Below are 24245 nucleotides of genomic sequence, written 5' to 3'. Positions count from 1 at the left end.
TCATACGATTTTACGAACGGGCCTCTTGGCCCGTTTTTTATGTCCAAAAATATTATGTAAGTCTTGAAAAACGAAACTTCGAGTTAGGAAAATCAATACTCATAAATATCGCTACAATTACACCAAATGAAATCGCAACGAAGCTATTGGGAAAAGATAAAAGTGATTGCTGCGCTAACAATACTTGACTTGGTATCATTGTAAATATACTTCCTATTACCAGTAGCCCAATACTAATCCATTGATAAATTGTCAGGTTATTAACTATCAACGTTTGGGCCTCTCCCCGGAAACTTTCTTCTACAAATCTGAATATACTGAGCAACATTAAATATATTCCTATTATTATAGATGTTTGAGTTTCAATTACCATTAAACGAAACAAGATCAATCCAATGATTAAATTACCGATAATCGAATAAATCGGCGTTGGATGAATTGGCATACCTTTTAAGCTGGAAACACTACATACACGTGATTTTTCTTGATCAATCTTAATCCCGATGAAATCATTTGTTTTTCTACCGTGACAACATCCGTGAATAAGACAACGAACTCTTCCTATAGATTGGACCCAAGGTGCCGAAATACAAATTGCAGCAATTATAGTTAACCACGATAAACCTGAAAAATAATCCAAAAACATCCCGCCAATTATTGCACCAACCATACTCCCGAAATAACCAAATGGTCGTTTTAATTTTTCTGAACCTTCAACATACTGCCCCCAAAGCCCCGCCATAACTATTCCAAAAAAGCATAGAATAAATATTGGCAATAAGTATTCTTCACCCAAAATGTACGTGTTTAAAAAAATACAAACAGCGCCACCTAAACCTGTATAAAAAGCGTGATTAATAACTCTTATTGGCCCTACCCGCCATTCTTTCCATGAATTTGCAAGATTTTCACTTATTATTCTAATCGCAGCCCAAACTTGCTGATACGATGAAACAAATCCATATACTAATACGCCAGAAATTATATCCAATAATGCGTGCATTCCTGTAAGCCACGAACTCAACGCAATTAACCAAGCGATCATCCATATAAAAATTCGGGCATTTGGAAATCTATCACTCAGAAGTTTTGCGGATAAGAATGCCCAAATCACATGAAAAGCCGGAAAAGCAGTTGCCGGATTATCAATTGACTGCTGAAATTCTATTAATTCTCCCCAAATCGTTTTAGGTTCGAATTCACGAAAATCTGCAATAATGGGTACTGTTAAATAAAAAATTATCACTAGTATCGTTGCAAAAATTCCCGCAACAGAAAATTGCCTCAAGCTTCTTTTTGATTTTGCCAATAAAGGAGAAAAAACAACTAACGGATAGGTTAGAACATAAGGCAATCCCAGAAATTCTATCACAGGCATTCGATCATCAAAGGTAAATGAAGATATTAAGACAGGTTCAATTACCCCTATATAACTCACTACGCCTTCATATAAAACAAGCCAAGGAAGAAACACAAACAGTAATACTGAATAATAATCTTTGATATTTGGTTGTTCATTACTATCCGTAGGAATGGTAAGTTTATGTTCAAAATATATGTTGCCAAAAATTTTTATTAAAAACGGTCGCTCATATCCAAAAACAAGTGCCATGCAACTTAATATTACTATTGGAGTAATAATCCAAATTCCCCCTCTACATCCGAAGCTTAATGAAATACCAAGACACAATAAACAAAATCCAAAATATATTGGATGAGAAAGCCATTTAAACGCACCACTCGTAACATACCGTTTTGGCGGATATGCATTCATCGGAAGTCCTTCACCTTTGACCATAATTTCCCGAATGCCTAATGCTGATATTATAAAACCAATAAATACTAACATCTCTCCTAAGTAAGGAATATTAGGAACAGTAGGTAAATTCAGGTGCCCTAGGTTCTTTTCCCAAAAAATTAGATATGCAGGTAAAACAACAACAAATATCGCCCCATATAAGAATTTTCCAATATAATTATAAAAATTATGGCCAGGTGACTTTTTCATGTATTACCCATCCTATATCTTGATAATTACCATTTAAATCTAAGGTACCTTGGCTCAGATATTTTTCTTCAATTACATTTAACATTTCCAATGGTGCAACTCTTAATACAGGTGGTATTTTAGAGAGAACTGTATTTCCCAAATTGCCACTACGAATTATCTCTTTTTGTTTTAAAGCAAGTGAAAATTCATCACATTCAATTAATTGATCTGATATTTTGGCCCCTGTCATTATCTGACCATTAAAATTCAAAAGAATAAGAGGTTTTTTACCCTGCCATTCAATCCAGACAATAGAATTAGTTTCAGATACATATCTTCCCCAATAGAGTATTTTAAGGCCAATTTCCCATGGTTTTAATGTCATCTTCAAAAATTCAGAATAACCTAATCCTTCATAACTTTTTCCTGAATTTGTTTTTATTGTGACTTCAGCTTTGTTTTGCAAACATTCCCATTGAACAGAACCTGATGAATTATCTAATAGTGTATGCTGAAAAGATTCAGATTTTTGATTCCATTTTCCATCAATACCCAACTTGCAATTTTTCCAGTAAATACTATCATCTTGAATTATTGGCATTTCGGATGAATATAATACCGGACCTTGATTGATCCCATCAATATCCGCATGGTGAATTGTTGAAGCATATCCAAGTGTAAATGAACCATATTTTAATTTCGCGGCATATCCTATGATATACTGACCTTCTGATGTCACCATATCTAAATAATATTTTTCAAAGGAAAAATTATTATTCTTTTTTAATAGATTAGTTTCTTTTCCTACACTCATGAATAAGGGCGTTCCGTTCTAAATATGAAAGAAATACCTATTTGAATATTCATGACCGTTTTCCCCAATTTAAAAATCTATTCTATATCCTCGACCTCTTCGGTCGTGCCGTGCACTCTTGCGGCGAGAGCAGCATTTAAGAATGGATCAAGATCACCATCAAGCACTTTATCTGGTTGGCCACTTTCGACGCCTGTGCGTAAATCTTTCACCATTTGGTATGGTTGTAGCACGTATGACCTGATTTGATGACCCCAGCCGATTTCTGTTTTTCCGGCGTGTTCTGCGTTGGCCTCTTCCTCACGGCGTTGAAGCTCGGCTTCATAAAGGCGCGCTTTTAACATATTCATCGCTGTTGCACGGTTCTTATGTTGTGAACGGTCATTTTGGCACTGTACCACAATATTGGTTGGGATATGGGTAATACGAACGGCACTATCGGTTGTGTTCACGTGCTGCCCGCCTGCGCCGGACGCACGGTAAGTATCAATCCTTAGGTCACCTTCGTTGACCTCTACCTCAAAATTATCGTCAATCACCGGATAGACCCATACACTGGCAAAACTTGTATGTCTTCGTGCGTTACTGTCATACGGTGAAATTCGTACCAAGCGGTGAACGCCGCTTTCGGTTTTTAACCAACCGTATGCATTATCGCCTTTAATTTGAATGGTTGCTGATTTAATGCCTGCTTCTTCGCCGTTATGCATTTCCATTAGTTCCACTTTACACCCATGTGCGTTAGCCCAACGCTGATACATCCTAAGCAGCATATTGGCCCAGTCTTGGCTTTCTGTACCCCCTGCACCACTATTGATTTCAAGATAGGTATCATTGCCATCCGCTTCACCACTTAACAGTGTTTGCAGTTCTAACTCTTCTGCCTTTTCAGTAAGTTTATGAATTGCTCCTTCGGCTTCTGCGATGATTTCATCATCTTCTTCCATCTCACCAAGCTCTATTAGCTCAATATTATCATTAAGCTCGCCTTCAACCTCGCGGCAAAGGTTGATTGCCTGCTCAAGCTTTGTGCGTTCCTGCATTAATTTCTGGGCGTTTGATGGGTTATCCCAAAGGGTTGGATCTTCAGAAAGGGCGGTTAATTCATCGTATCTGTCAAGTGCGATGTCCCAGTCAAAGATGCCTCCTCAGCAGCTCCAAGGACTGCTTGATTTTATCAACAGAATTTTGAATTTCAGCTTTCATGAAATAAAGACCTAAATTTATTTTTATGATTAATAAATACCACCGGTTCCGGTGTTAAGTTTGGTCTTTGTTTGCACCAATGAATTAAATCCGTCAAGTACTTGTGCATTTTTCGTCGGGAATGATCCCTGACGGAATGCTTCAAGGATTGTGTTTTTCGCGCCTGCCCCGGCCAATTGCCCTGTTGTTGCATCAACACGCACGAGACGCACGCCTTCTGGAATACGGAATGGCGTTGGTGCCTCGTCCTTAAGCGCATCGCGCATAAAATCACGGAAAATCGGAACGGCTACTGATGAGCCCTCTTCCCCACGACCAAGGGAACGCGGCGCATCAAAACCGACAAACACACCGACCACCATGTCAGGGGAGAAGCCAACAAACCATGTATCAAAGCTGTCATCGGTTGTACCAGTTTTTCCCGCAAGCGGACGACGAAGCGCACGAATACGAACGCCCGTACCACGCTGCACAACCCCTTCCATCATAGAAACCAACTGGTAAGATGTTACAGGATCAAGAACATCATCACGTTCGTCCGGTAATTCCGGCGAATTTTGATATTGCCATTCTTCGGATACACAGCCAACACATGCACGGTCATCATGACGGTAAATTGTATTACCATACCGGTCCTGAATGCGGTCAATCAGGGATGGTTCAATTTTTTTACCACCATTAACGATCATCCCGTACGCCGCCGTTAGATCAAGTAACGTAGTTTCACCCGCACCAAGCGACATGGAAAGCAAATCCGGCATATCTTCTGTGATACCGAAACGTTCAGCGACCTCAACTACATTTTCCATTTTGACATTTTGTGCAATGCGTACTGTCATCAAGTTTCGAGATTTTTCAATACCAAGGCGTAATGTGCTTGGACCATAAAATTTATTACTGGAATTGCGCGGTTTCCATTTGCCCATACCGTAACCCTGATCAATCACGAATGGTGCATCAAGCACTAGACTTGATGGCGTAAAGCCCTGCTCAAGCGCCACACTATAAACAAATGGTTTAAAGGCGCTGCCTGGCTGACGCTTCGCCTGTGTTGCACGGTTATATTCGCTGCGGGTAAAATCATACCCACCAACCATGGCAAGTACACGACCCGTATGCGGGTCAAGCGCCACAAGCGCACCATTAATTTCCGGAATTTGACGAAGCCCGAAAGGAGAACCAATTGATGGTTCTTCCGTCTCGATAGCCTCAACGGCAATAATATCACCTTGTGCCAGAACTTCTGTAACAGATTCAACCTGTGGCCCACGGCGTTCACCCGGAAGCCATTTACGCGCCCATTTTACTTCAGCAAGGGAAATACTTTGTTTTGGTAATGCTTCAAATGTTTCACTATTCTTTAGGGCTTCTTTCGTGGCAATGATTGCCACTTCATCATTAACGTCAACGACCACAGCTTCTTGCCAGCTGTCAACACCAAGTGGTGTGCGTTTCTTTATAAATTCTTCTTTCCATGTTGGGTATGGGGCCGCAAATATATCCATATTCCCTAGTGGGCCACGCCAACCATGACGACGGTCATACGTCACAAGACCATTTTTCATTTCTCTTTCAGCAATTGCCTGAAGTCTTGGTGAAAGAGATGACCTTACGGCAAGACCACCACCATATAATTCATCATCACCATATGTTTTTTTAAGCTCGCGTCTTACATCTTCCGCGAAATAATTGGCTTGGAATGTACGGGCACGGCCACTTTCCACTGTTCCTAGTGGTAAGTTTTGCGCTGCTAGTTTTTCTTCCTCGGTGATGAAGCCTTCAATTTCCATGCGGCCCAACACCCAATCACGACGACCAACAGCATTGTTATAGCGTCTAACGGGATGATAATTACTTGGTGCTTTCGGAAGCGCTGCGAGATAAGCAATTTCCTGGACTTCTAATTCATCAAGTGATTTACCAAAATAGTTAAGTGCTGCGGCAGCAACACCATATGAGTTTTGACCAAGATAAATTTCATTTAAATAAAGCTCTAAAATCTGATCTTTGGAAAATGTTTGTTCAATCCTGTAAGAAAGGATCGCTTCTTTAATTTTACGTTCAAACCTGACTTCATTGGTAAGAAGAAAGTTTTTCGCAACCTGTTGTGTGATCGTTGATGCGCCAACCGGCCTACGGTTTGTTATGACATTTTTTACATTAACAAGAACCGCACGCAGTAATCCCTTAAAATCGATACCAATATGTGTGTAAAAGTTTTGATCTTCGGCAGAAAGAAAAGCCTGAATTACTTTTGGCGGAATGGCATTAATCGGAACAAATAAGCGCTTTTCACGGGCATATTCTTTAATCAAGCTACCGTCACCAGCATAAACACGGCTTACCACCGGCGGTTCATAATCCGCGAGCTGTTTATAATCAGGAAGATCACGTCCAAATGAGTATAAAATATATAATCCACCAACCACTGCGATAATGCCGCTCAGTAGCGTAAAGACGGCAAGGCCGCCTAATATATTTTTCCATTTCCTCGACAATTCGCTATCCACCGCTTCGTCATGTTTATTAACAGTATAGAATTTAGGCGCAAATTATGACAACCTTAAGGCACAATCAAGTGAATTCGCGTATATATTCAACTAATTATACGCGAAATTTTGTTGGAAATACTTATCCGTCGCTTTGAGGATCGCATTTCCGATTTTTTCATGGGTTTCTTTTTGCATTAATAGTTTCGCATCCGTTGGGTTGGTTAAGTATCCCATTTCAATTAAAACAGATGGCACATCAATCCCTTTAAGAACAGCAAACCCCGCTGAACGATGACTTCTTTTTCTAACACGAATTGATTTTTTAAGCTCTTTTGAAAGTTCCTGAGCGTATCTGTTCGAGAGATTCATTGTTTCTTGTTTCACCAAGTCGATAAGAATATTTTGAACGACATCAGTTTCATCCTGAAGATCAACACCGGCAATCACATCAGATTTATTCTCACGCGCGGCGAGCTTGGCTGCTTCACGGTCGGATGCTTTTTCAGTAAGGGTATAAATTGTCGCCCCCCTGACATCCGGGCTTCTAAACGCATCAGCATGAATAGATATAAAAAGGTCCGCATTATTCACATGCGCAACACGACTTCGGTCACGTAATTTCAAGAATACATCGCGGTTCCGTGTCATTATAACTTTATAACGACCGGATGCTTCTAATATTTTTTTAATGTTGCGTGACGCTGAGATCGTGACGTTTTTCTCGGAAATGCCGTTCACCTTTACACCGCCAAGATTGCCAGGATCATGCCCCCCGTGACCGGGATCAAGTACAATTATCTTTTTGCCATTGGATGGTACATTTGACGGTTTCCTTGTCGTCGCAACTCTTTGTGCCTGTACCGATGGTTTTGCAACACTTGCTGTAAAAGCCGATTGTGAAACGCGTTCAAAATCGAAAACAAGCCTGTTTGGTTTGCCGTTTTTGCCACTAATGATAAATGAATTTGAAATTTTTACCGGATTTTTAAGATCAAGCACCACACGTGATGTCCCCGGCATATAAAGGCCATACCGGTAGTTATTAATTAACCCCTTACCTGTTGCACCACCAGGGCCAATTTTCCATTCAACTTCATCAAGGTCGATAACAATTCTGTTCGGGTTGGCAAGAGTAAAGGTGCGAAACGCGCTATTGCCTGTCATTTCAATAACAAACCTTGTTTTTTGCTGATCACCGCCAAAGCGCACATCAGTCACAACAGGACCAGCAGCGAAAGCGTTACCCGCTGCAAAAAACATAATAATCAGTGCAGAAAAAATAAGTTTGATTGATAAATGTCGCAACAATTGTTGTTTATTATGTGCCATCAATTTCCAGCTTTTTCGCTCATTATACCCTAGAATTTGTAATACAGTAACAATTATTAGTTAATAATGGTTAATTTTTCTAATATAAAATGATGTTTCCAAAAAGATTTTTTATAAATTAGACTCTTTTCTATTGTTTAGTGCTGCAAGGTTCACTATGTTAACTTCATCATATATGGATGCAAAAAATGCCCAAAATATGATGCTGAGTGCAATTTCATTGAATGTATGCACCAGCGATTTTTAAAAAGAAGAAGAATATTAAAGCCTTATACAGGCAGAAAAAATTATGAATTTAAGCATTTCGAGCCAAAAGAGTAATCCCATAGAAGCAAGAGATTTTTCTATTGCCTATGGTGATGTGTTTGTTCTCTTTCATAAGCCTCTAAATGCCACAAACCCAACCAAATTTGAAACAACAACACAGGAACCTGCACGCTTGGTGGCTGCAAATGATCACCAGAGCTCGAGCGGTTTTTGTTATGGAGATACACTAAATGTCAATTCGTATGTTGATCGACGCCTCCCACCGGGAAGAGACCCGTGTGGCCATCGTCGACGGAAACCGTGTAGAGGACTTCGATTATGAGAGTTCTGCAAAAAAACAACTCAAAGGCAGCATCTATCTAGCAAAGGTAACCCGCGTAGAACCATCGCTTCAAGCAGCGTTCGTTGATTACGGCGGCAACCGTCATGGATTCTTAGCTTTTAGTGAAATTCACCCTGATTACTATCAAATTCCTGTAGCGGACCGTGAAGCGCTTATCGAAGAAGAAAAAGCAAGAAACGCTGATCTTCTTGAAGATGAAGAAAATAACAAAGCGGCTGTTAAATCAGAAAAAGATGAGCCTTCTGATGAAAATGATGAAGTAATAGCAGAAGAAAACACTGAAGCCGAAGAAAAAACAGTGGATGAATCATCATCTGAAGAAGCGGCGGTTCCTGAAGAAACATCTGATGACGTAAAAGCAGATGAAACTGCTGAAGCGACAGAAGAGGTTCAGGAAGAGGAAGAGAAACCAAAGCGTCGCCGTGGCCGCCCTCGCAAGAAAAAAACAGAAACCAAAGCTGAATCAACAAAAGAAGATGTAATTACATCAAGCGAAGAAGAAGCCAAAGAAGATGCTTCTGAAGCGGATGACGCAAACGAAGATGTTTCTGATGTTGAAGCAGAGAAAACGTCAGATGAAGAAAATTCTTCAGATGATGTTGCAGCCGAAGTTACTGAAGAAGCTGAAGAAAATAAACCTGACGAAGATGCATCAGATGAAGCAACTGATGAAGAAGAAACAAATAACGCTCAAAGCGAAGAAGACGAAGAGGAACGTCTTCGTATTCGTATGGCAAAAAGACTTCGTTATAAATATAAAATTCAGGAAGTGATCAAAAAAGGTCAAATCATTCTGATCCAAGTGGTGAAAGAAGAACGCGGCAATAAAGGTGCTGCGCTTACAACTTACCTTTCACTACCTGGTCGTTACTGTGTTCTTATGCCAAACACTTTGCATGGTGGCGGCGTTAGCCGTAAAATTGCAAATGTTAAAGACCGCAAGAAGTTAAAGAATGTTTTATCAAGCCTGAACCTGCCAAAAGGCCATGCTTGCATCATCCGCACAGCTGGCAGCGATAGAACCAAGGCAGAAATTAAACGCGATTATGATTATCTTAAACGGATGTGGGAAGCGATCCGGGAACATACCCTGAAATCCATTGCCCCTACCCTGATTTATGAAGAGGGTAATCTTATAAAACGCAGTATCCGCGATTTATACACCCGGGACATCAGCGAAATTCTGGTGGAAGGTGAACGTGGCTATAAAACGGCAAAAAGCTTTATGCAGATGTTAATGCCGAGCCACGCAAGAAAAATAAAGTATTACAGTGACCAGATTCCACTGTTCCAGCGCTATCAGGTGGAAAACCATCTGGATTCAATGTATGGCCCAACGGCGCAATTAAAGTCCGGCGGATATATTGTTATCAATCCAACCGAAGCCCTTGTTTCGATTGATGTGAACTCGGGCCGTGCGACCAAAGAACATAATATTGAAGAAACAGCGCTCAATACAAACCTTGAGGCCGCAGAAGAAATCGCAAGACAGTTAAAGCTTCGCGATATGTCCGGCCTTGTGGTTATTGATTTCATTGATATGGAAGAACAGCGCAACAACCGTGCGGTTGAGCGTAAAATGAAGGCATGCCTAAAATCAGACCGTGCTCGCATTCAAGTTGGCCGTATCAGTTCATTCGGCCTAATGGAAATGTCACGCCAGCGCTTGCGCACAGGTGTATTGGAAAGCAGTACAATACAATGTCCACATTGTGATGGTAGTGGCCTTCTTAGAACTGTTGAATCACAAAGTCTTCATATTCTTCGCATCATCGAAGAAGAAGGCATCCGTGCAAGAAATTCAAAATTCAAAGTATTCCTGCCTTCACGTGTTGCAATTTATTTACTTAATAACAAACGTAGAAGCTTAAGAGACCTTGAAGAACGTTATGATTTCTCAGTTGAGATTGCGATTGATGATGAATTAACTGCATCAGCATACCGCATGGACCGTTCTGGAAAACCATCCAGAAAATCCAAAAAGCGTCATGATGCTTTAAAACTTGGCAAAGATGTCAATAAGTTAATCGATGTTACGGAAGAAGATGTTTCTGCAGATGATGAAAAGCAGGATAAACCGAAACGTCGCCGCAGAAGAAGACGTAACCGCAATAACAAAAGACGCGAAAATCAAGAAAACCAAAGCGAAAACACAGAAGAGAATGAAGTAAGCGCAGAAGAAACAGACGCTGAAAACCAAGAAAATTCTGAAAAAGGTCGCCGTCGCCGCCGCCCTCGTCGTGGACGTGGACGCGATAAAGATAATGCGGAAAAATCAACTGAAGAAGTTACTGAACAAGACGCTTCGCCATCAGAAGTAAAAACAGAAGATGCGAAAACTGATGAAGTAAAATCTGACGAAGAAAAACCAAAAAGAAAACCACGCCGCACACGCAAAAAGGCAGACACTGATAAATCAGAAGAAGCAAATGCTGAAAAATCTGATGATGTAAAGGAAGAGAAGCCAAAACGCGCGAGACGCACACGAAAGAAAAAAGAAGATGCTGAAACTTCTGAAAAACCTGAAGAAGGCAAAACAGAAGAAAAGGCAGAAAAACCAAAACGTGCTCCGCGTAAGCGTGCTGTGAAGAAAACTGAAGAAAAGGAAGAAAAACCAGCTTCAGAAAACAAAAAAGAGACAGAAGCACCAAAGGCGGAAAAACCTAAAGAAGAGAAACCCGCCGATGACAAGCCTAAGAAAAAAGGCTGGTGGTCAAGAGCTCTTAGCTAAATTCAATTTTAAAGCCCGGTTTATCCGGGCTTTATTTTTGTCACATTTATGCATTATTACACATTCAGATTAGGTTCAGACAATTTCACATTAAATAGTGTTTAAATTGACGTACCTTCACTGAACAATTAGATTGGATATATGTTGATCAATAAATTTCGGCAATATGGCTACAAAGCCTTCATTTTGGTTATTATGACCTGTTTTACGCACGCCAATCTGGCCGTCGCGCAAGGCCGGGGTATATCCATTTTACGCGATGCCGAAATTGAACAAATTATCCGTGATATAACAGAGCCAATTTTCATTGCCGGTGAACTGGATGTAAATGCAGTAGATACCTACTTACTAAATGATAATACCATCAATGCTTTTGTTATGGGCGGGCAAAATGTTTTCATTAATTCTGGGCTATTACTAAAAGCGGAAAATGTTAATCAAGTAATTGGCGTCGTTGCCCATGAAACGGGTCATATTACCGGTGGCCACCTTTCGCGTCTTAGCGAAGGTATGAGCCAAATGGCGTCATATAGTCTAATGGGTATGCTTCTTGGTGTTGCGGCCATGGCTGCTGGCTCTGCTGACGCAGGCATGGCTTTAATGATGGGCGGACAACAGGTTGGTTATAGAACTTTGCTTAGATTTACACGTAATCAGGAATCTTCCGCGGACCAAGCCGCTATTACTTTACTTGATAAAACAGGGCAATCCGGTAGAGGACTTATAGAGTTTTTCGAAATCCTTGGCGAACAGGATTTGGTGCCGGAAAAATACCGTGATCCATACGCAAGCACCCATCCACTTACATCACAACGTATTGACCGCGTACGTGACCGCGTTCAAGAATCACCCTTTTATGATGCTGAAACTGATCCTGAACTCGAAGCCAAATTTCAATTATTACAAGCAAAACTATTTGGTTATTTAAAACCATTACACGCCACACTCGTCAGATACCCGAAAGAAGACAAAGGGTTACACGCAAGATACGCCCGCACATTTGGTTATCAACAAGCAAAAAAAATTGATGAAGCGCTGGTCGAAATTGAAGAGTTAATTGAAGATTATCCAGAAAACCCCTTTTTCCATGAAACATTAGGACAAATTTTATTCGAGGACGGCAGAATTGATGAAGCTATTATCGCCTATGACAAGGCCGTTAATTATTTGCCAGAATCTGGTCTATTACGATTATCACTTGCCAGATCACAGATTAGTTCTGAACAAGATAAATATCTGGAAAATGCGATTGAAAATCTTGAATATGCACTAGAAGATGATCCCAACAGTAGCTTTGGCTGGCAGCAAGCCTCAATTGCCTATCACCGCCTGGATAATCAGGCCATGACACATTATGCGACTGCCCAACATTTTCTGTTAACGGGTGATGTACGCGGCGCTATGATTAACGCGAAAAAAGCGGTAGATATGTTACCAAAAGATTCGCCAAAATGGGTTAAAGCACAAGATATCTTGATGACAACAGAAGCCAACATGTCTGACCGTGCTAGAAAAGCAAATGAAAAACGAAAAGACCAAGAACGTGAACAACGTAGAAAAGAACGACACAGGAGTATTCAATGAAGGGTAATCGAGTAGCAGTTATTGCGTTGTTATCATTAATATCCGCAGGGGTATTTTTTATTACTGGCTATCAATATAGCAGCAAAAGTGGCAATTCACTTGATAAAGAACAAGTGAACGCAATGATCCGTGATTATATTCTGACAAATCCGGAAATCATTCCTGATGCGATCGAAGTGTTGCGTGCCCGTCAAAATGCTAATGCGCTGTTGGAATCAGAAGAGCTTTTATATAACGATGGCTATAGCCATATTGAAGGCAATCCTGATGGTGATATCACCATTGTTGAATTTTATGATTATAACTGTGGATACTGTAAGCAGGTTCCAGAGGATCTCGCCCGACTTCTGGAAGAAGATGGAAACATCCGTGTCATTTTTAAAGAACTTCCCATACTTGCAGAATCATCAGAATATGCATCCATCGCTGCAATGGCCGCGCAGAAGCAAGGCAAATTCATGGATTTTCACAATGCCTTAATGCAAAACAGACGTCAGCTTACGGAAGAATTAATTCTTGAGATTGCCCGTGACAGCGGTATTGACGAAGAACAGCTTTTACAAGATATGGCAGATCCTGAAATTGAAGCGAATATCATGAAGAACAAATACCTTGTTCAAAACCTTGGCATTTCCGGTACACCAGGCTTTATCATTGGTACCCAGGTCATACCGGGATATATCCCTTTCGATAGGTTAAAAGACATTGTTGCTGAAGAAAGACAAACACAGCAGATGTAATTCTGAAAATCATTTCAAATTATTCCAAAACCGGACTTCACAGTCCGGTTTTTTCGTGTCATAAACGCTACTAATATTTTTAATACTTAATTTTCTGGAGCTAATTTTCCATGGCCACTGAACATAAAACCAAAGTTCTTATTATCGGATCAGGACCAGCAGGCTATACAGCCGCAATTTACGCAGCACGCGCAAACCTTGAACCTATTATCGTGCAGGGTATGGAACCTGGCGGGCAACTGACAATCACGACAGATGTGGAAAACTATCCTGGTTTTGCCGAGGCCATCCAAGGGCCATGGCTTATGGAACAAATGAAGGCACAAGCAGAAAATGTAAACACAACAATCATTACAGATTTCATCACAGACGTCGATTTTTCAAAACGCCCATTTGTCTGTAAGGGTGACAGTGGTGATACATATATTGGTGATACAGTCGTTATTGCCACTGGGGCACAGGCAAAATGGCTCGGGCTTCCATCAGAAGAAGAATTCCAAGGCCGTGGTGTATCAGCGTGTGCCACATGCGACGGTTTCTTTTACCGTGGTAAAGAAGTTATTGTTGTTGGCGGCGGTAATACTGCTGTGGAAGAAGCAATCTTCCTTACCAATTTTGCGTCAAAAGTGACCCTCATTCACCGCCGTGATGAGTTAAGATCAGAAAAAATTCTGCAAGACCGTCTTTTCGCCAACGACAAAATCGAATGTGTTTGGGATAGCCAGCTAGAAGAAATCGTGGGCGAAGAAGGACCTATGGGTGGCGTCACCGGTGTTCGCGTTAAAAACGTAAAAACAGATGAAATTAGTGAAATTTCTGCGCACGGTGTCTTTATTGCCATTGGTCATGCACCTGCAACATCGCTTTTTGCTGGAAAAGTTGATATAAATGAACGTGGTTACATTAACACTGCACCAGATAGCACGGAAACAAATGTTCCCGGCGTATACGCAGCGGGTGACGTAACCGATGAAAAATACCGTCAGGCCGTTACGGCAGCGGGTATGGGTTGTATGGCTGCACTTGAAGCAGAACGTTTTATTGCTGAAAACGAATAACAACCATAACCAAAATTAAGAAAGATTATGAATGGACTGGGATAAGCTAAGGATTTTTCACACAGTTGCTTCTGCTGGAAGCTTCACCCACGCGGGTGAAACACTGGGCCTTAGCCAATCCGCCGTCAGCCGCCAAATCAGAACACTTGAAGACAGTCTTCAAACATCACTGTTTAATCGCCATGCGCGGGGATTGATCCTTACTGATGAAGGGGAAACCCTGTTTGAAACCACCAAAGATGTGGTTTCTAAGATTCATGTAACGGAACAAAAAATCCTTGAAGGAACAGAATCACCACGTGGTAAATTAAAAATCACAACCACATCCAGTTTCGGTTCCACATGGATGATGCATAACATCAAAAAATTCATTGATAAATACCCCGATATTGATGTTCAAATGCTGGTTGGTGACCAGGATTATGATCTTTTAACACGCGAAGCCGATGTTGCAATTCGCTTTCACCCGACCGAACATTTAGATCTTATTCAGAAACAGGTCGCAACATTTCATTATCATTTGTTTGCATCGCCCAGCTATCTTAATAAATACGGCAGACCCCAAAGACCGGAAGACCTGGATGATCATGACTTGATTACATATGGCAGTAAATCAACCAGCCCCATCGAAGACATTGACTGGATTCTTGATTATGGCACAAATAAAAAACGTAAACCTGTTTTAGAAATAAACAGTATTTATGGCATGCTGCAAGCGGTGAAATCAGGCATTGGCATTGGTTCTTTACCGGATTATCTGGTGCAAGGATCAATGAACATCACACCTGTTCTCGAAGAATATGAAAGCCACGAATTCCCTGCATATTTCGTTTATACTCAGGAACTTAGGAATTCTAAACGTATTGCTGCTTTTAAAGATTTCATTGTGAGAGAATTCAAGAAGTCGATCTTCTAATCATTTTAGAACAATATGGTTAAATTAAGACACTAGCTATGCATTTTTTGCATGCCTGCAACAACATTTTACCCAGTACTCATTCCTGAAACAATCATCTATAACCATAATCAGATGTTGAGAAACATCGCTGAGTAATTCTTTAATTATTTCAGCTCTGCGGTGGGACGTATCCTCCCCCTTTTCGTCCACCGCCTGTTTCATATTCTCCCCCAAGATATGAAACCTCCCTATATTTTGTGAACTTGCCGGGTACTTGTTACCCGGCATTTTTTTTTGGCGTTTCACATTTTTGTAACAATGCATGCATTTCTTGCATAGCTGCAACGACATTTTATGCACTACTCATGCATCAAGGATTTGGCTATAACGGTAATCAGATGTTGATAGACATCCTGAATGGTTCTTTAATTATTCAGTTCGCGGCGGGCGTTTCCTCCCCCTTTATCGTCCACCGCTTGTTTCATATTCTCCCCCAAGATATGAAACCTCCCTATATTTTGTGAACTTGCCGGGTACTTGTTACCCGGCATTTTTTTATGAAATATGATTTAGAATGGCGCGCATATCATTGATCACTAGGCCGCCTGCTTTTTTAAGGTCTTCACATTTATTTCGCGTGCTATAGGCCATGACCTCCATCCCGGCCGCAACACCACCTTGAACGCCAGGTATGCTATCTTCAATAAGCAGGCACCGTGCGGGCTCAACACTCATTTGGTTCGCTGCATAAAGGAATAAATCAGGATATGGCTTTCCGCGTTTTACTTGTGATGAATTATAAATGCGATCACCGAAATATTGCTTTAGCCCCGTAATCCCAAGTGTTTTATCCATTTTTTCAAAACTGCCGCTGGACGCCACACAAAATTGAACATCACGCCTTTTAAGTTCTAGAAGCACATCTTCGATGCCATCCACCGCTTTTAATTCACGCTCAAAAGCGGCGAATGTTTTTTCTTGCAATACGTCCAGAAAATCATCCGGTAATTTTGATCCCAGCATTTCTTCTGAAATACTAACAACTGCCGCCATTGAACGCCCCACATAGGTATCAATGACCCGTTCAACCGTCATATCAAGCCCATGTTCCGCAAGCGCATCACGAAGCAGTACATTGGCGATCGGCTCACTATCAACCAACACACCGTCACAATCAAATATTACAAGATCAAATTGCATTTGTTATTTAAGTGCTTCCACAGCTTGCTTAATACGTCCGCATGCCTCTGTTAACACCTCTTCTGATGTCGCATATGAAATACGGAAATATGGTGATAGGCCAAATGCTTCACCATGAACAACAGCAACACCAACGGATTCCAGTAGATAAGTACTTACATCCAAATCACTTTCTAGTGTATTACCCTCAGGTGTCACTTTTCCGATTAATCCGGCACAGCTTGGATACACATAAAACGCCCCTTCCGGTGTTGGGCATTCAAGTCCTGGAATATCATTAATCATTCTAACCACCAGATCACGGCGTTTTTGAAACGCACCTGCGCGGTCTTTAAGATACCCTTGATCACCCGTCAATGCGACAACAGTTGCTGCCTGTGAAATTGAACACGGGTTTGATGTACTTTGTGATTGAATTTTACGCATTGCATTGATGATTTCCACTGGACCACCAGCAAAACCAATACGCCATCCTGTCATCGCATAGGCTTTGGCAACACCATTCATGGTTAATGTGCGGTCCTTAAGTCCCGGCTCCACTGCCGCTGGTGTCACGAATTTAAAATCGTCATAGACAATATGTTCATAAATATCATCGGCGAACACCCAAACATGTGGATGCTTCATAAGAACGTCCGTTAATGATTTCATTTCGGATGCGGAATAAGCTGCGCCAGTTGGGTTTGATGGTGAATTTAAAATCACCCATTTTGTTTTATCGGTAATGGCCGCTTCTAACTGCTCGCCAGTGATTTTGAAATTATTTTCAATGCCGGCTTCGATGACAACTGGTGTACCACCCGCAAGTAATGTCATATCAGGATAAGAAACCCAATATGGTGCCGGAATGATCACCTCATCCCCTGGGTTTAGCGTCGCCATAAGCGCGTTATAGATAGTGTGCTTACCGCCGCAATTTACAGTAATATTTTCGCGTTTATAGTCAAGACCGTTATCGCGTTTAAATTTTTCAATAATTGCGTCTTTTAATTCCGGCGTACCATCCGCAGCCGTATATTTGGTTTGTCCGTCATGAATGGCTTTAATCGCGGCTTCTTTTACATAATCAATTGTATCAAAGTCCGGTTCACCAGCACCAAGGCCAATAACATCTTTACCGGCGGCCTTAAGTTCAAGTGCCTTTGTGGTTACAGCAATGGTTGGAGATGGTTTTACACGGCCAAGCGTGTCAGAAATAAACGCCATTTTTCTTTTCCAATAAATGAATCAATTAAACAATCATTGAAAATTAAGTTATGGGGCATTTTTTTGCAATCTAATGTTTGCAGAATCGGTGCATTCATCACATATTACATCACATGATCAGAGAATATGACGAAACATCCCCCACGGTCCAAAGACCCCGTGAATATTATGACCGCCCGGCAAAGACCGAAGGCGGCATTAAATTCAAAATTGAAAGCGAATTTAAGCCATCAGGTGATCAACCGAAAGCCATCGAAGCATTGGTAGATGGCTTGGATAGTGGCCTTACCGATCAAGTACTGCTTGGTGTTACCGGATCCGGTAAAACATACACCATGGCGCAGATTATTGAACGCACACAGCGCCCTGCCCTGATTATGGCTCATAACAAAACACTGGCCGCCCAGCTTTACGGGGAAATGAAAAGCTTTTTTCCAAATAATTCGGTGGAATATTTCGTATCCTATTATGATTATTATCAACCAGAGGCCTACGTACCGCGTTCAGATACTTTTATTGAAAAAGACGCAAGCATCAACGAAAGCATCGACCGTATGCGCCATGCGGCGACCCGTGCGATCTTTGAACGCGATGACGTGATCATTGTCGCCAGTGTATCCTGCATTTACGGTATGGGCGCGGCGGAAACATATCTTCAAATGTCGATCCTGTTTGAACAAGGCATGTTATATGATCAGCGCCAGTTGCTACGTGATTTAGTGGAACTTCAATATAAACGCAATGACATGGCCTTTACCCGCGGCAGTTTCCGTGTTCGCGGTGATGTAATTGAAATATTCCCAAGCCATTTCGAAGACCGCGCCTGGCGGCTTGATTTCTTTGGAGATGAGCTTGAAAAAATCACCCAGTTTGACCCGCTCACTGGTGAAAAGGTAGAGGACCTACAAAGTGTGAAGCTATATGCCAATAGCCACTATGTCACACCCGGCCCAAGTATGGACCAAGCCATCAAAACCATTAAGGCGGAACTGGAACAAACGTTAAAAGAATATCAAGCCCGCGGCATGGTGCTTGAAGCAGCCCGTCTTGAACAACGCACCAAATTTGATCTTGAAATGCTGACCGCAACGGGCCTTTGTGCCGGTATTGAAAATTATAGCCGCCACTTAACTGGGCGACTGTCCGGCGAAGCTCCGCCGACACTATTTGAATATTTACCGGAAAATATGCTTTTGTTTATGGACGAAAGCCACGTAAGCGTTCCGCAAATCGGTGGCATGTCCCGTGGTGACTATGCCCGTAAAAGCACACTGGCTCAATACGGTTTCCGTCTTCCAAGCTGTCTTGATAATCGCCCACTTAAGTTTGAAGAATGGCAATATTTTAGACCCCAATCAATTTACGTATCCGCAACGCCCGGCACATGGGAACTGGAACAAACCGATGGCGAATTTGTTGAACAGGTGATCCGTCCAACCGGCCTTACCGATCCACCCGTTGAAATCAGACCCGTTGAAAGCCAGGTTGACGATGTAATGCATGAAGCAAGAGATGCAATTGCAAAGGGCCACCGCGTGCTTGTCACCACACTAACCAAACGCATGGCTGAAGACCTTACCGAATATATGCATGATAGCGGCCTTAAAGTCAGGTACATGCATTCTGATATCGACACCTTGGAACGTATTGAAATCATTCGTGATTTACGCCTTGGTGTATTTGATGTACTTGTGGGAATTAACCTGTTGCGTGAAGGTTTGGATATCCCGGAAACCGGCCTTGTTGCAATTCTTGATGCCGATAAAGAGGGCTTCCTGCGTTCAACCACATCATTAATCCAGACCATCGGCCGCGCCGCCCGTAATGTCGATAGCCATGTTATTCTTTACGCCGATAAAGAAACCAACAGCATTAAAGCCGCGATGGCGGAAACCGATCGCCGCCGCGCCATTCAAGAAGCCTATAACGAAGAACACGGCATTACACCGGCAAGCATCAAGAAATCAATTGACGATATCATCGGCGACACCGCAGAGGGCGACCACGTCACCGTAGAGCTAGACACCACAGACACCAACAATATGGTCGGTCATAATCTGCGCAGTTATATCGAAGACCTTGAAAAAACAATGCTGGATGCTGCCGCGAACCTTGAATTTGAAGAAGCAGCGCGACTGCGCGATGAAATCAAACGACTAGAGGAAAAAGAGCTCGGTCTTGATTTTGATCCAATGGCAAGAAACATAGGCGCAAGCCCAGCCCGCGATAAAGGCAGATCAACATCCGGCAAACCCGGTACCCGCCAGTATAGAAAGAAAAGCAACAAAGCGACCCCAAGAAAGTTTTAAAGCACCAAGTTTACTTTTCCTTGACCATTGAATGATTGTGATTACCATACTTTTAAAGGGAGATCACAATGTTCAGGCACGCAAAAGAATTCATTGATAACAAAATTGATCGTCGTACTTTTATGGCCAAACTTCGCGATGTTGGTGTTTCTTCAGTCGGTGCAGGAACAATTGCAAGCTCCCTATCAATTCCAACTGCAAATGCTGCACGCTCAGGTGAGAAACCGGAACAAAGTACATTCCGTGAAAACCTGACAGGCGGTGAATTGATGGCAGAGTTTCTGATTGAATGGGATGTGCCCTATGTATTTGGCCTTGCCGGATCAGAAGAAGTGGGTTTTCTGGATGCTCTGGTCGACCGTGATAAATTGAACTATGTCACTTGCATTCATGAAAATGCTGCCATGGCCATGGCCGATGGCTTTAGTCGTGCATCGGGCAAAACTTCAATCGTTAACCTTCATTCAGTAGCTGGGGCTGCGTATGCCCTTGGCCAAATGGTAAGTTGTTACCGGGACAGAACGCCTGTTGTGGTTACTGCGGGACGCCAAACAACCGAATACCGTGGTAGCAACGGTTTTCTTGAAGCACCAAATCTTCATAAACTCCCTTCCGAATATGCGCAGTGGACATGGGATGTGACAAGTGCGAACACAATTACAGAAACGTTACGTCGCGCATTTATGCTTTCTGAAGCACCACCGGGTGGACCGACATTTCTGACTTTTTCAAAAGACCATTGGGAAACCAACGTTGAAAAGGCAGAAATTATCCCGCGTTCAAGATCAATGGTTGATACAGAGGTCGCCGCAAAAGAAAGCGATATAAAGCGCATTGCCGATTTGTTAATAGCAGCAGATAAACCAATGCTGTTTATGGATGATGATTGTGTTCGTCACGAAATAAGCAGTGAAGTTCAGGAAATTGCAGAATTGATTGGCGCAGGCGTAAGTCTCGGTGCCCGCATGCCCTGTGTCTTCCCAAACACTCACCCCCATTTTTGCGGTAATTACGGTATTGATAAAGAACTTGCACAAACAATTGATTGTTTCTGGGCGCTTGGCGGCCATATGTTTAAAGTTGTCAATAAATCACCCGTACCATGGGTCAGACGTGATGCAACCACCATTCACACAAGCTTAGCCGCAACAGAAATTGGTCGCAATTACCCAGTCGATGTAGGCGTTGTCGCCAGTGTAAAGGCAACAGCAAAAGCCGTGCTTAAAGAATTAAAATCGAGGGATCTTTCCCCGAAAGACGCAAAATGGGTTACCGATTACACGAAATCCCGCCGTTCAAGACTGGATGAAAAAGCTACACGCGAACATGACTGGGCACCAATTTCAACATCACGCTTAATGAAAGAATTGGATACCCAAGTAGCGGATGATGCGCTCGTGACAACTGAACTAATCCTATCCAAATATCATTTATGGGATTATTTCAAGATCGATCATGAAAAACCATTTGAAGAACGCCGTTATAATCATGCAACAAATTCCGGTGTTCTTGGATGGGGTATTGCGGCCAGTATCGGTATCAAGATGGGAAAACCGGATAAAGAAGTTTGGTGTTTAACTGGTGATGGCGCTTTCAATTTTGGCTCACAAGCCCTTTGGAGCGCATCCAGATACGACGTGCCAATTGGTATTGTTATCTTTAACAATGGCGAATATGCTGCCAACCGTAAAGCTCAAAATTTCTACCGTGGCCGTTCAAGCGAAACCGGAAATTACATTGGCGTTAACCTTAAACACCCTGATATTCAATATGCCACGATGGCAGAAAGTTACGGCATAAATGGTGAACGTGTTGAAAACCCCGATGATTTAAAAGATGCTATTGCAAGGTGTCGTGCAGAAATGGGACGCGGTCGACCTTACGTTCTTGACGTACGGATTGAACGATTTGATAAAGGGATGGATAGCGAATATTACGATTATTTCTCTGTTGCTGATCAGGGATAATTAATTAACCCAAGGGAAATCACCGCGGGATGATTTAACATTTTGCATTTCCACGTCATCATTTCCATTTTCGGGAAGCCAAAGTGCATATCCGCCATTGTTATAAAAATCCCATCTATCCAGCACCACTTTTGCTGAACAATTTATCTCAACGGGAACCAAACTGATAATGACGTCTGAATTTGCACAATCCTCAGGCAATGCTTGTTCATCTTGCACCAATGATACTATCAAGTCAGATCGATTGGGACGGTAAAGACAGCTCATGGTATCGCAGGAAAGTTCCCTGCCCGCAGCCTGATCCGGTGTAAAGCTATCATATTCCCACCTTTCAAGTTCGGATAGACCATACCGTTGACGCCAGCGATCCTTAACAATACGGCTGCCATTCATACGGGATAAGGAAAGTGAATTATCATCCCCACGAATGGCAATGGTTTTACCAGCATTATCAATCAAGATATCCGGTTGTTTATAAGTAACCGCAAACACCAATCCCAGTAACATTATGGGTATACCCAAAAATCGCCAACGCAATTTCCATATCCCTAACCAAAGCGCGCCAAGCACCAAAAACACAAGCGCCTTTATATCAATAGCTGGTATTTCCAATGTTGATCCGGGCAGTCCCGAAACCCAATAGGCAACAGCCATTATAACTTCAAGCCCCCATGACATCGGCTCAAGCGCGAGCCATTCAAGACCAAACGGCATCAACACGAGCGTCACCACAATCCATGGCATCACCCACGACCCCATCACCGGCATTGCGATTAAATTAGCGAGCAAACCATATAGAACCACTTTATTAAAATGGTAAAGCGCAAATGGCGCAATGGCGAGTTCTGCAATCAATGACGTAAATAAACTGCCCACTACGAAGTAAACCAATTTTTGCCTTAAACCGCTGTCGCCACGGAATTTATTCATGAAATCATTACCGAACCGTTCAAATACGACAACGAGCGCGACCACAGCTGCAAAGGACATTTGGAAACTGACACCAATTAATGATTCAGGGGATGATACAAGCAAATATATCGCCGCAATCGCCACAAGCCTTAATGAAATGGCTTTACGGTCAGCAAGAATACCAAGGAATACAATGATCACCATAATAAAGGCACGCACCGTAGGAATTGATGCACCACTGATAAATAAATACCCAAGCCCCGCCAGTCCGGCGATAACCGCCGACCATTTCTTAATGGGATATCCAAGTGCTAATCTCGGAGAGAACGATAATATAAATCTGGCCGTGAAAAACACTACACCGCATAATAGACCCATATGAAGACCGGAAATGGCCAAAAGATGGGCTAGTCCTGCATCCCTCATCGCCTCCGCAAGGCTTTCCGGCATACCGCCACGAATGCCGGTAATAAGCGCGGCTGCCAATGTTCCCGTTTCGCCGGGCAAATGCCCTCTAATCCGTTCAGCCATGCGTTGACGAATTTGATTGAAGCTGCGGCTGACGCCTGTTCCTTTTTCGGTAATTTCAAGTGCCGATACGGAATACCCCACGGCACTTAAGCCCTGAAACCAGACTTGCCTGCCGTAATCATAATCACCCGGCATACTCGGCCCTGGTGGTGGCATTAGCCCTGCGCGAATTTTAATCTTGTCCCCCGGATACGGCATTTCATCAAATTTATTCACCCTGACATTCACCAATGTAAGCGGCGGCGTGTCATAAATTTCAGTATCTTTTAGCGTTAGACGGATTTTGCCATCTTCATAAAGGTGCACTTTTTCAACGGTACCCGAAATGTTGGTTGGTCTGATTTCTTTTTGAAGCGTAACTGTGCCAAGAGTGTTAACACGATAACTTGCAGATAAATTTCCAAGCGCGATAAAAAACGAAGCAAGAGTACATAAATTTATTAGCGCAAAATGTTTTCTGATCATCAATGAAATGACCAGCAAAGAAGTAGTAATGATGGATATGTTTATTAGAGGAAGTTTTAGGAAATTTGAAAAATAAGCACCAATACCAAGTGCCATTAATACGGGCACCATGAGTATATATTGCTCATGTTCTAAAAACAGATTTGACCGTATTTGCGTAAGAATTGCTTGAATTTCTCTTCTCCCCCTAAAAAAGCAATCTT

Annotated in this window: 15 protein-coding genes; 7 read left to right on the top strand and 8 right to left on the bottom strand. The window is 42.2% G+C overall.

Annotated elements, in window-relative coordinates:
• Nucleotides 1-52 precede the first annotated feature (52 nt).
• The 5 genes from KW060_RS05585 to KW060_RS05565 form a co-directional block, all read right to left on the bottom strand.
• Nucleotides 53-2008 carry a prolipoprotein diacylglyceryl transferase family protein gene (locus KW060_RS05585; RefSeq protein ID WP_249035382.1) on the bottom strand — a complete coding sequence of 652 codons (1956 nt, stop codon included), beginning with the start codon at nt 2006-2008 and terminating at the stop codon, nt 53-55.
• Entirely contained in the window at nt 1986-2804 is an 819-nt protein-coding gene (locus tag KW060_RS05580) for a hypothetical protein (RefSeq protein WP_249035381.1), read from the bottom strand. The genes KW060_RS05585 and KW060_RS05580 overlap by 23 nt, the downstream gene beginning before the upstream one ends.
• Before the next feature lie 77 nt (nt 2805-2881).
• Nucleotides 2882-4010 (bottom strand): peptide chain release factor 2 gene (gene prfB / locus KW060_RS05575; RefSeq protein WP_249035380.1). Its coding sequence is split into 2 segments (ribosomal slippage): nt 2882-3940 and nt 3942-4010, totalling 1128 coding nucleotides; the frame shifts between segments, so codons are not numbered across the junction.
• A gap of 29 nt (nt 4011-4039) precedes the next feature.
• Nucleotides 4040-6508: a penicillin-binding protein 1A gene (locus KW060_RS05570; protein ID WP_249035379.1), complete on the bottom strand. Its 2469-nt coding sequence runs from the start codon at nt 6506-6508 to the stop codon at nt 4040-4042.
• Nucleotides 6509-6610: 102 nt separating this feature from the next.
• Nucleotides 6611-7831 carry an N-acetylmuramoyl-L-alanine amidase gene (locus tag KW060_RS05565; RefSeq protein ID WP_249035378.1) on the bottom strand — a complete coding sequence of 407 codons (1221 nt, stop codon included), beginning with the start codon at nt 7829-7831 and terminating at the stop codon, nt 6611-6613.
• A gap of 497 nt (nt 7832-8328) precedes the next feature.
• Between KW060_RS05565 and KW060_RS05560 the strand changes: the two genes are divergently transcribed.
• The 5 genes from KW060_RS05560 (at nt 8329) to KW060_RS05540 (ending at nt 15470) form a co-directional block, all read left to right on the top strand.
• The gene (locus KW060_RS05560; protein WP_249035377.1) at nt 8329-11172 is read left to right on the top strand and encodes an Rne/Rng family ribonuclease; all 2844 of its coding nucleotides are present in this window, start codon (nt 8329-8331) and stop codon (nt 11170-11172) included.
• Nucleotides 11173-11367: 195 nt separating this feature from the next.
• Nucleotides 11368-12756, top strand: a complete 1389-nt coding sequence (locus KW060_RS05555; protein ID WP_249035376.1) for a M48 family metalloprotease — start codon at nt 11368-11370, stop codon at nt 12754-12756.
• On the top strand, nt 12753-13496 hold the full coding sequence (locus KW060_RS05550) for a DsbA family protein (protein ID WP_249035375.1): 744 nt from the start codon (nt 12753-12755) through the stop codon (nt 13494-13496). The genes KW060_RS05555 and KW060_RS05550 overlap by 4 nt, the downstream gene beginning before the upstream one ends.
• A 110-nt stretch (nt 13497-13606) precedes the next feature.
• On the top strand, nt 13607-14554 hold the full coding sequence (gene trxB, locus KW060_RS05545) for a thioredoxin-disulfide reductase (RefSeq protein WP_249035374.1): 948 nt from the start codon (nt 13607-13609) through the stop codon (nt 14552-14554).
• A 31-nt stretch (nt 14555-14585) separates the two neighbouring features.
• Nucleotides 14586-15470 carry a LysR family transcriptional regulator gene (locus KW060_RS05540; protein ID WP_249035373.1) on the top strand — a complete coding sequence of 295 codons (885 nt, stop codon included), beginning with the start codon at nt 14586-14588 and terminating at the stop codon, nt 15468-15470.
• A 537-nt stretch (nt 15471-16007) separates the two neighbouring features.
• Here the strand turns inward: KW060_RS05540 and KW060_RS05535 are convergent.
• On the bottom strand, nt 16008-16652 hold the full coding sequence (locus KW060_RS05535) for an HAD family hydrolase (RefSeq protein WP_249035372.1): 645 nt from the start codon (nt 16650-16652) through the stop codon (nt 16008-16010).
• 3 nt (nt 16653-16655) lie between these two features.
• The gene (locus KW060_RS05530; RefSeq protein WP_249035371.1) at nt 16656-17858 is read right to left on the bottom strand and encodes a pyridoxal phosphate-dependent aminotransferase; all 1203 of its coding nucleotides are present in this window, start codon (nt 17856-17858) and stop codon (nt 16656-16658) included.
• A 113-nt stretch (nt 17859-17971) separates the two neighbouring features.
• Here KW060_RS05530 and uvrB point away from each other — a divergent pair, with 113 nt between their 5' ends.
• Both uvrB and KW060_RS05520 read left to right on the top strand, forming a co-directional pair.
• A complete protein-coding gene (uvrB, locus tag KW060_RS05525; RefSeq protein ID WP_274757322.1) occupies nt 17972-20167 on the top strand; it encodes an excinuclease ABC subunit UvrB in 2196 nt (731 codons plus the stop codon).
• A 68-nt stretch (nt 20168-20235) separates the two neighbouring features.
• On the top strand, nt 20236-22134 hold the full coding sequence (locus KW060_RS05520) for a thiamine pyrophosphate-binding protein (RefSeq protein WP_249035370.1): 1899 nt from the start codon (nt 20236-20238) through the stop codon (nt 22132-22134).
• Here KW060_RS05520 and KW060_RS05515 read toward each other — a convergent pair whose 3' ends face one another.
• The gene (locus KW060_RS05515; protein WP_249035369.1) at nt 22135-24153 is read right to left on the bottom strand and encodes a ComEC/Rec2 family competence protein; all 2019 of its coding nucleotides are present in this window, start codon (nt 24151-24153) and stop codon (nt 22135-22137) included. It abuts the gene before it with no gap.
• Nucleotides 24154-24245: the final 92 nt, after the last annotated feature.

The sequence above is a fragment of the Pseudemcibacter aquimaris genome, assembly GCF_028869115.1.
Classification (GTDB): Bacteria; Pseudomonadota; Alphaproteobacteria; order Sphingomonadales; family Emcibacteraceae; genus Pseudemcibacter; species Pseudemcibacter aquimaris.
This window is presented reverse-complemented; position numbering and strand designations above follow the sequence as displayed.

Excerpts from the sequence above, each read along its gene's own strand:
- KW060_RS05580 (WP_249035381.1), bottom strand. The coding sequence starts at position 2,804 with ATGAGTGTAGGAAAAGAAACTAATCTATTAAAAAAGAATAATAATTTT.
- uvrB (WP_274757322.1), top strand. The coding sequence starts at position 17,972 with ATGATCAGAGAATATGACGAAACATCCCCCACGGTCCAAAGACCCCGT.
- KW060_RS05550 (WP_249035375.1), top strand. The coding sequence starts at position 12,753 with ATGAAGGGTAATCGAGTAGCAGTTATTGCGTTGTTATCATTAATATCC.
- KW060_RS05585 (WP_249035382.1), bottom strand. The coding sequence starts at position 2,008 with ATGAAAAAGTCACCTGGCCATAATTTTTATAATTATATTGGAAAATTC.
- KW060_RS05565 (WP_249035378.1), bottom strand. The coding sequence starts at position 7,831 with ATGGCACATAATAAACAACAATTGTTGCGACATTTATCAATCAAACTT.
- KW060_RS05560 (WP_249035377.1), top strand. The coding sequence starts at position 8,329 with ATGTCAATTCGTATGTTGATCGACGCCTCCCACCGGGAAGAGACCCGT.
- KW060_RS05540 (WP_249035373.1), top strand. The coding sequence starts at position 14,586 with ATGGACTGGGATAAGCTAAGGATTTTTCACACAGTTGCTTCTGCTGGA.
- KW060_RS05515 (WP_249035369.1), bottom strand. The coding sequence starts at position 24,153 with ATGGTGCCCGTATTAATGGCACTTGGTATTGGTGCTTATTTTTCAAAT.
- KW060_RS05520 (WP_249035370.1), top strand. The coding sequence starts at position 20,236 with ATGTTCAGGCACGCAAAAGAATTCATTGATAACAAAATTGATCGTCGT.
- KW060_RS05535 (WP_249035372.1), bottom strand. The coding sequence starts at position 16,652 with ATGCAATTTGATCTTGTAATATTTGATTGTGACGGTGTGTTGGTTGAT.
- KW060_RS05530 (WP_249035371.1), bottom strand. The coding sequence starts at position 17,858 with ATGGCGTTTATTTCTGACACGCTTGGCCGTGTAAAACCATCTCCAACC.
- trxB (WP_249035374.1), top strand. The coding sequence starts at position 13,607 with ATGGCCACTGAACATAAAACCAAAGTTCTTATTATCGGATCAGGACCA.
- KW060_RS05555 (WP_249035376.1), top strand. The coding sequence starts at position 11,368 with ATGACCTGTTTTACGCACGCCAATCTGGCCGTCGCGCAAGGCCGGGGT.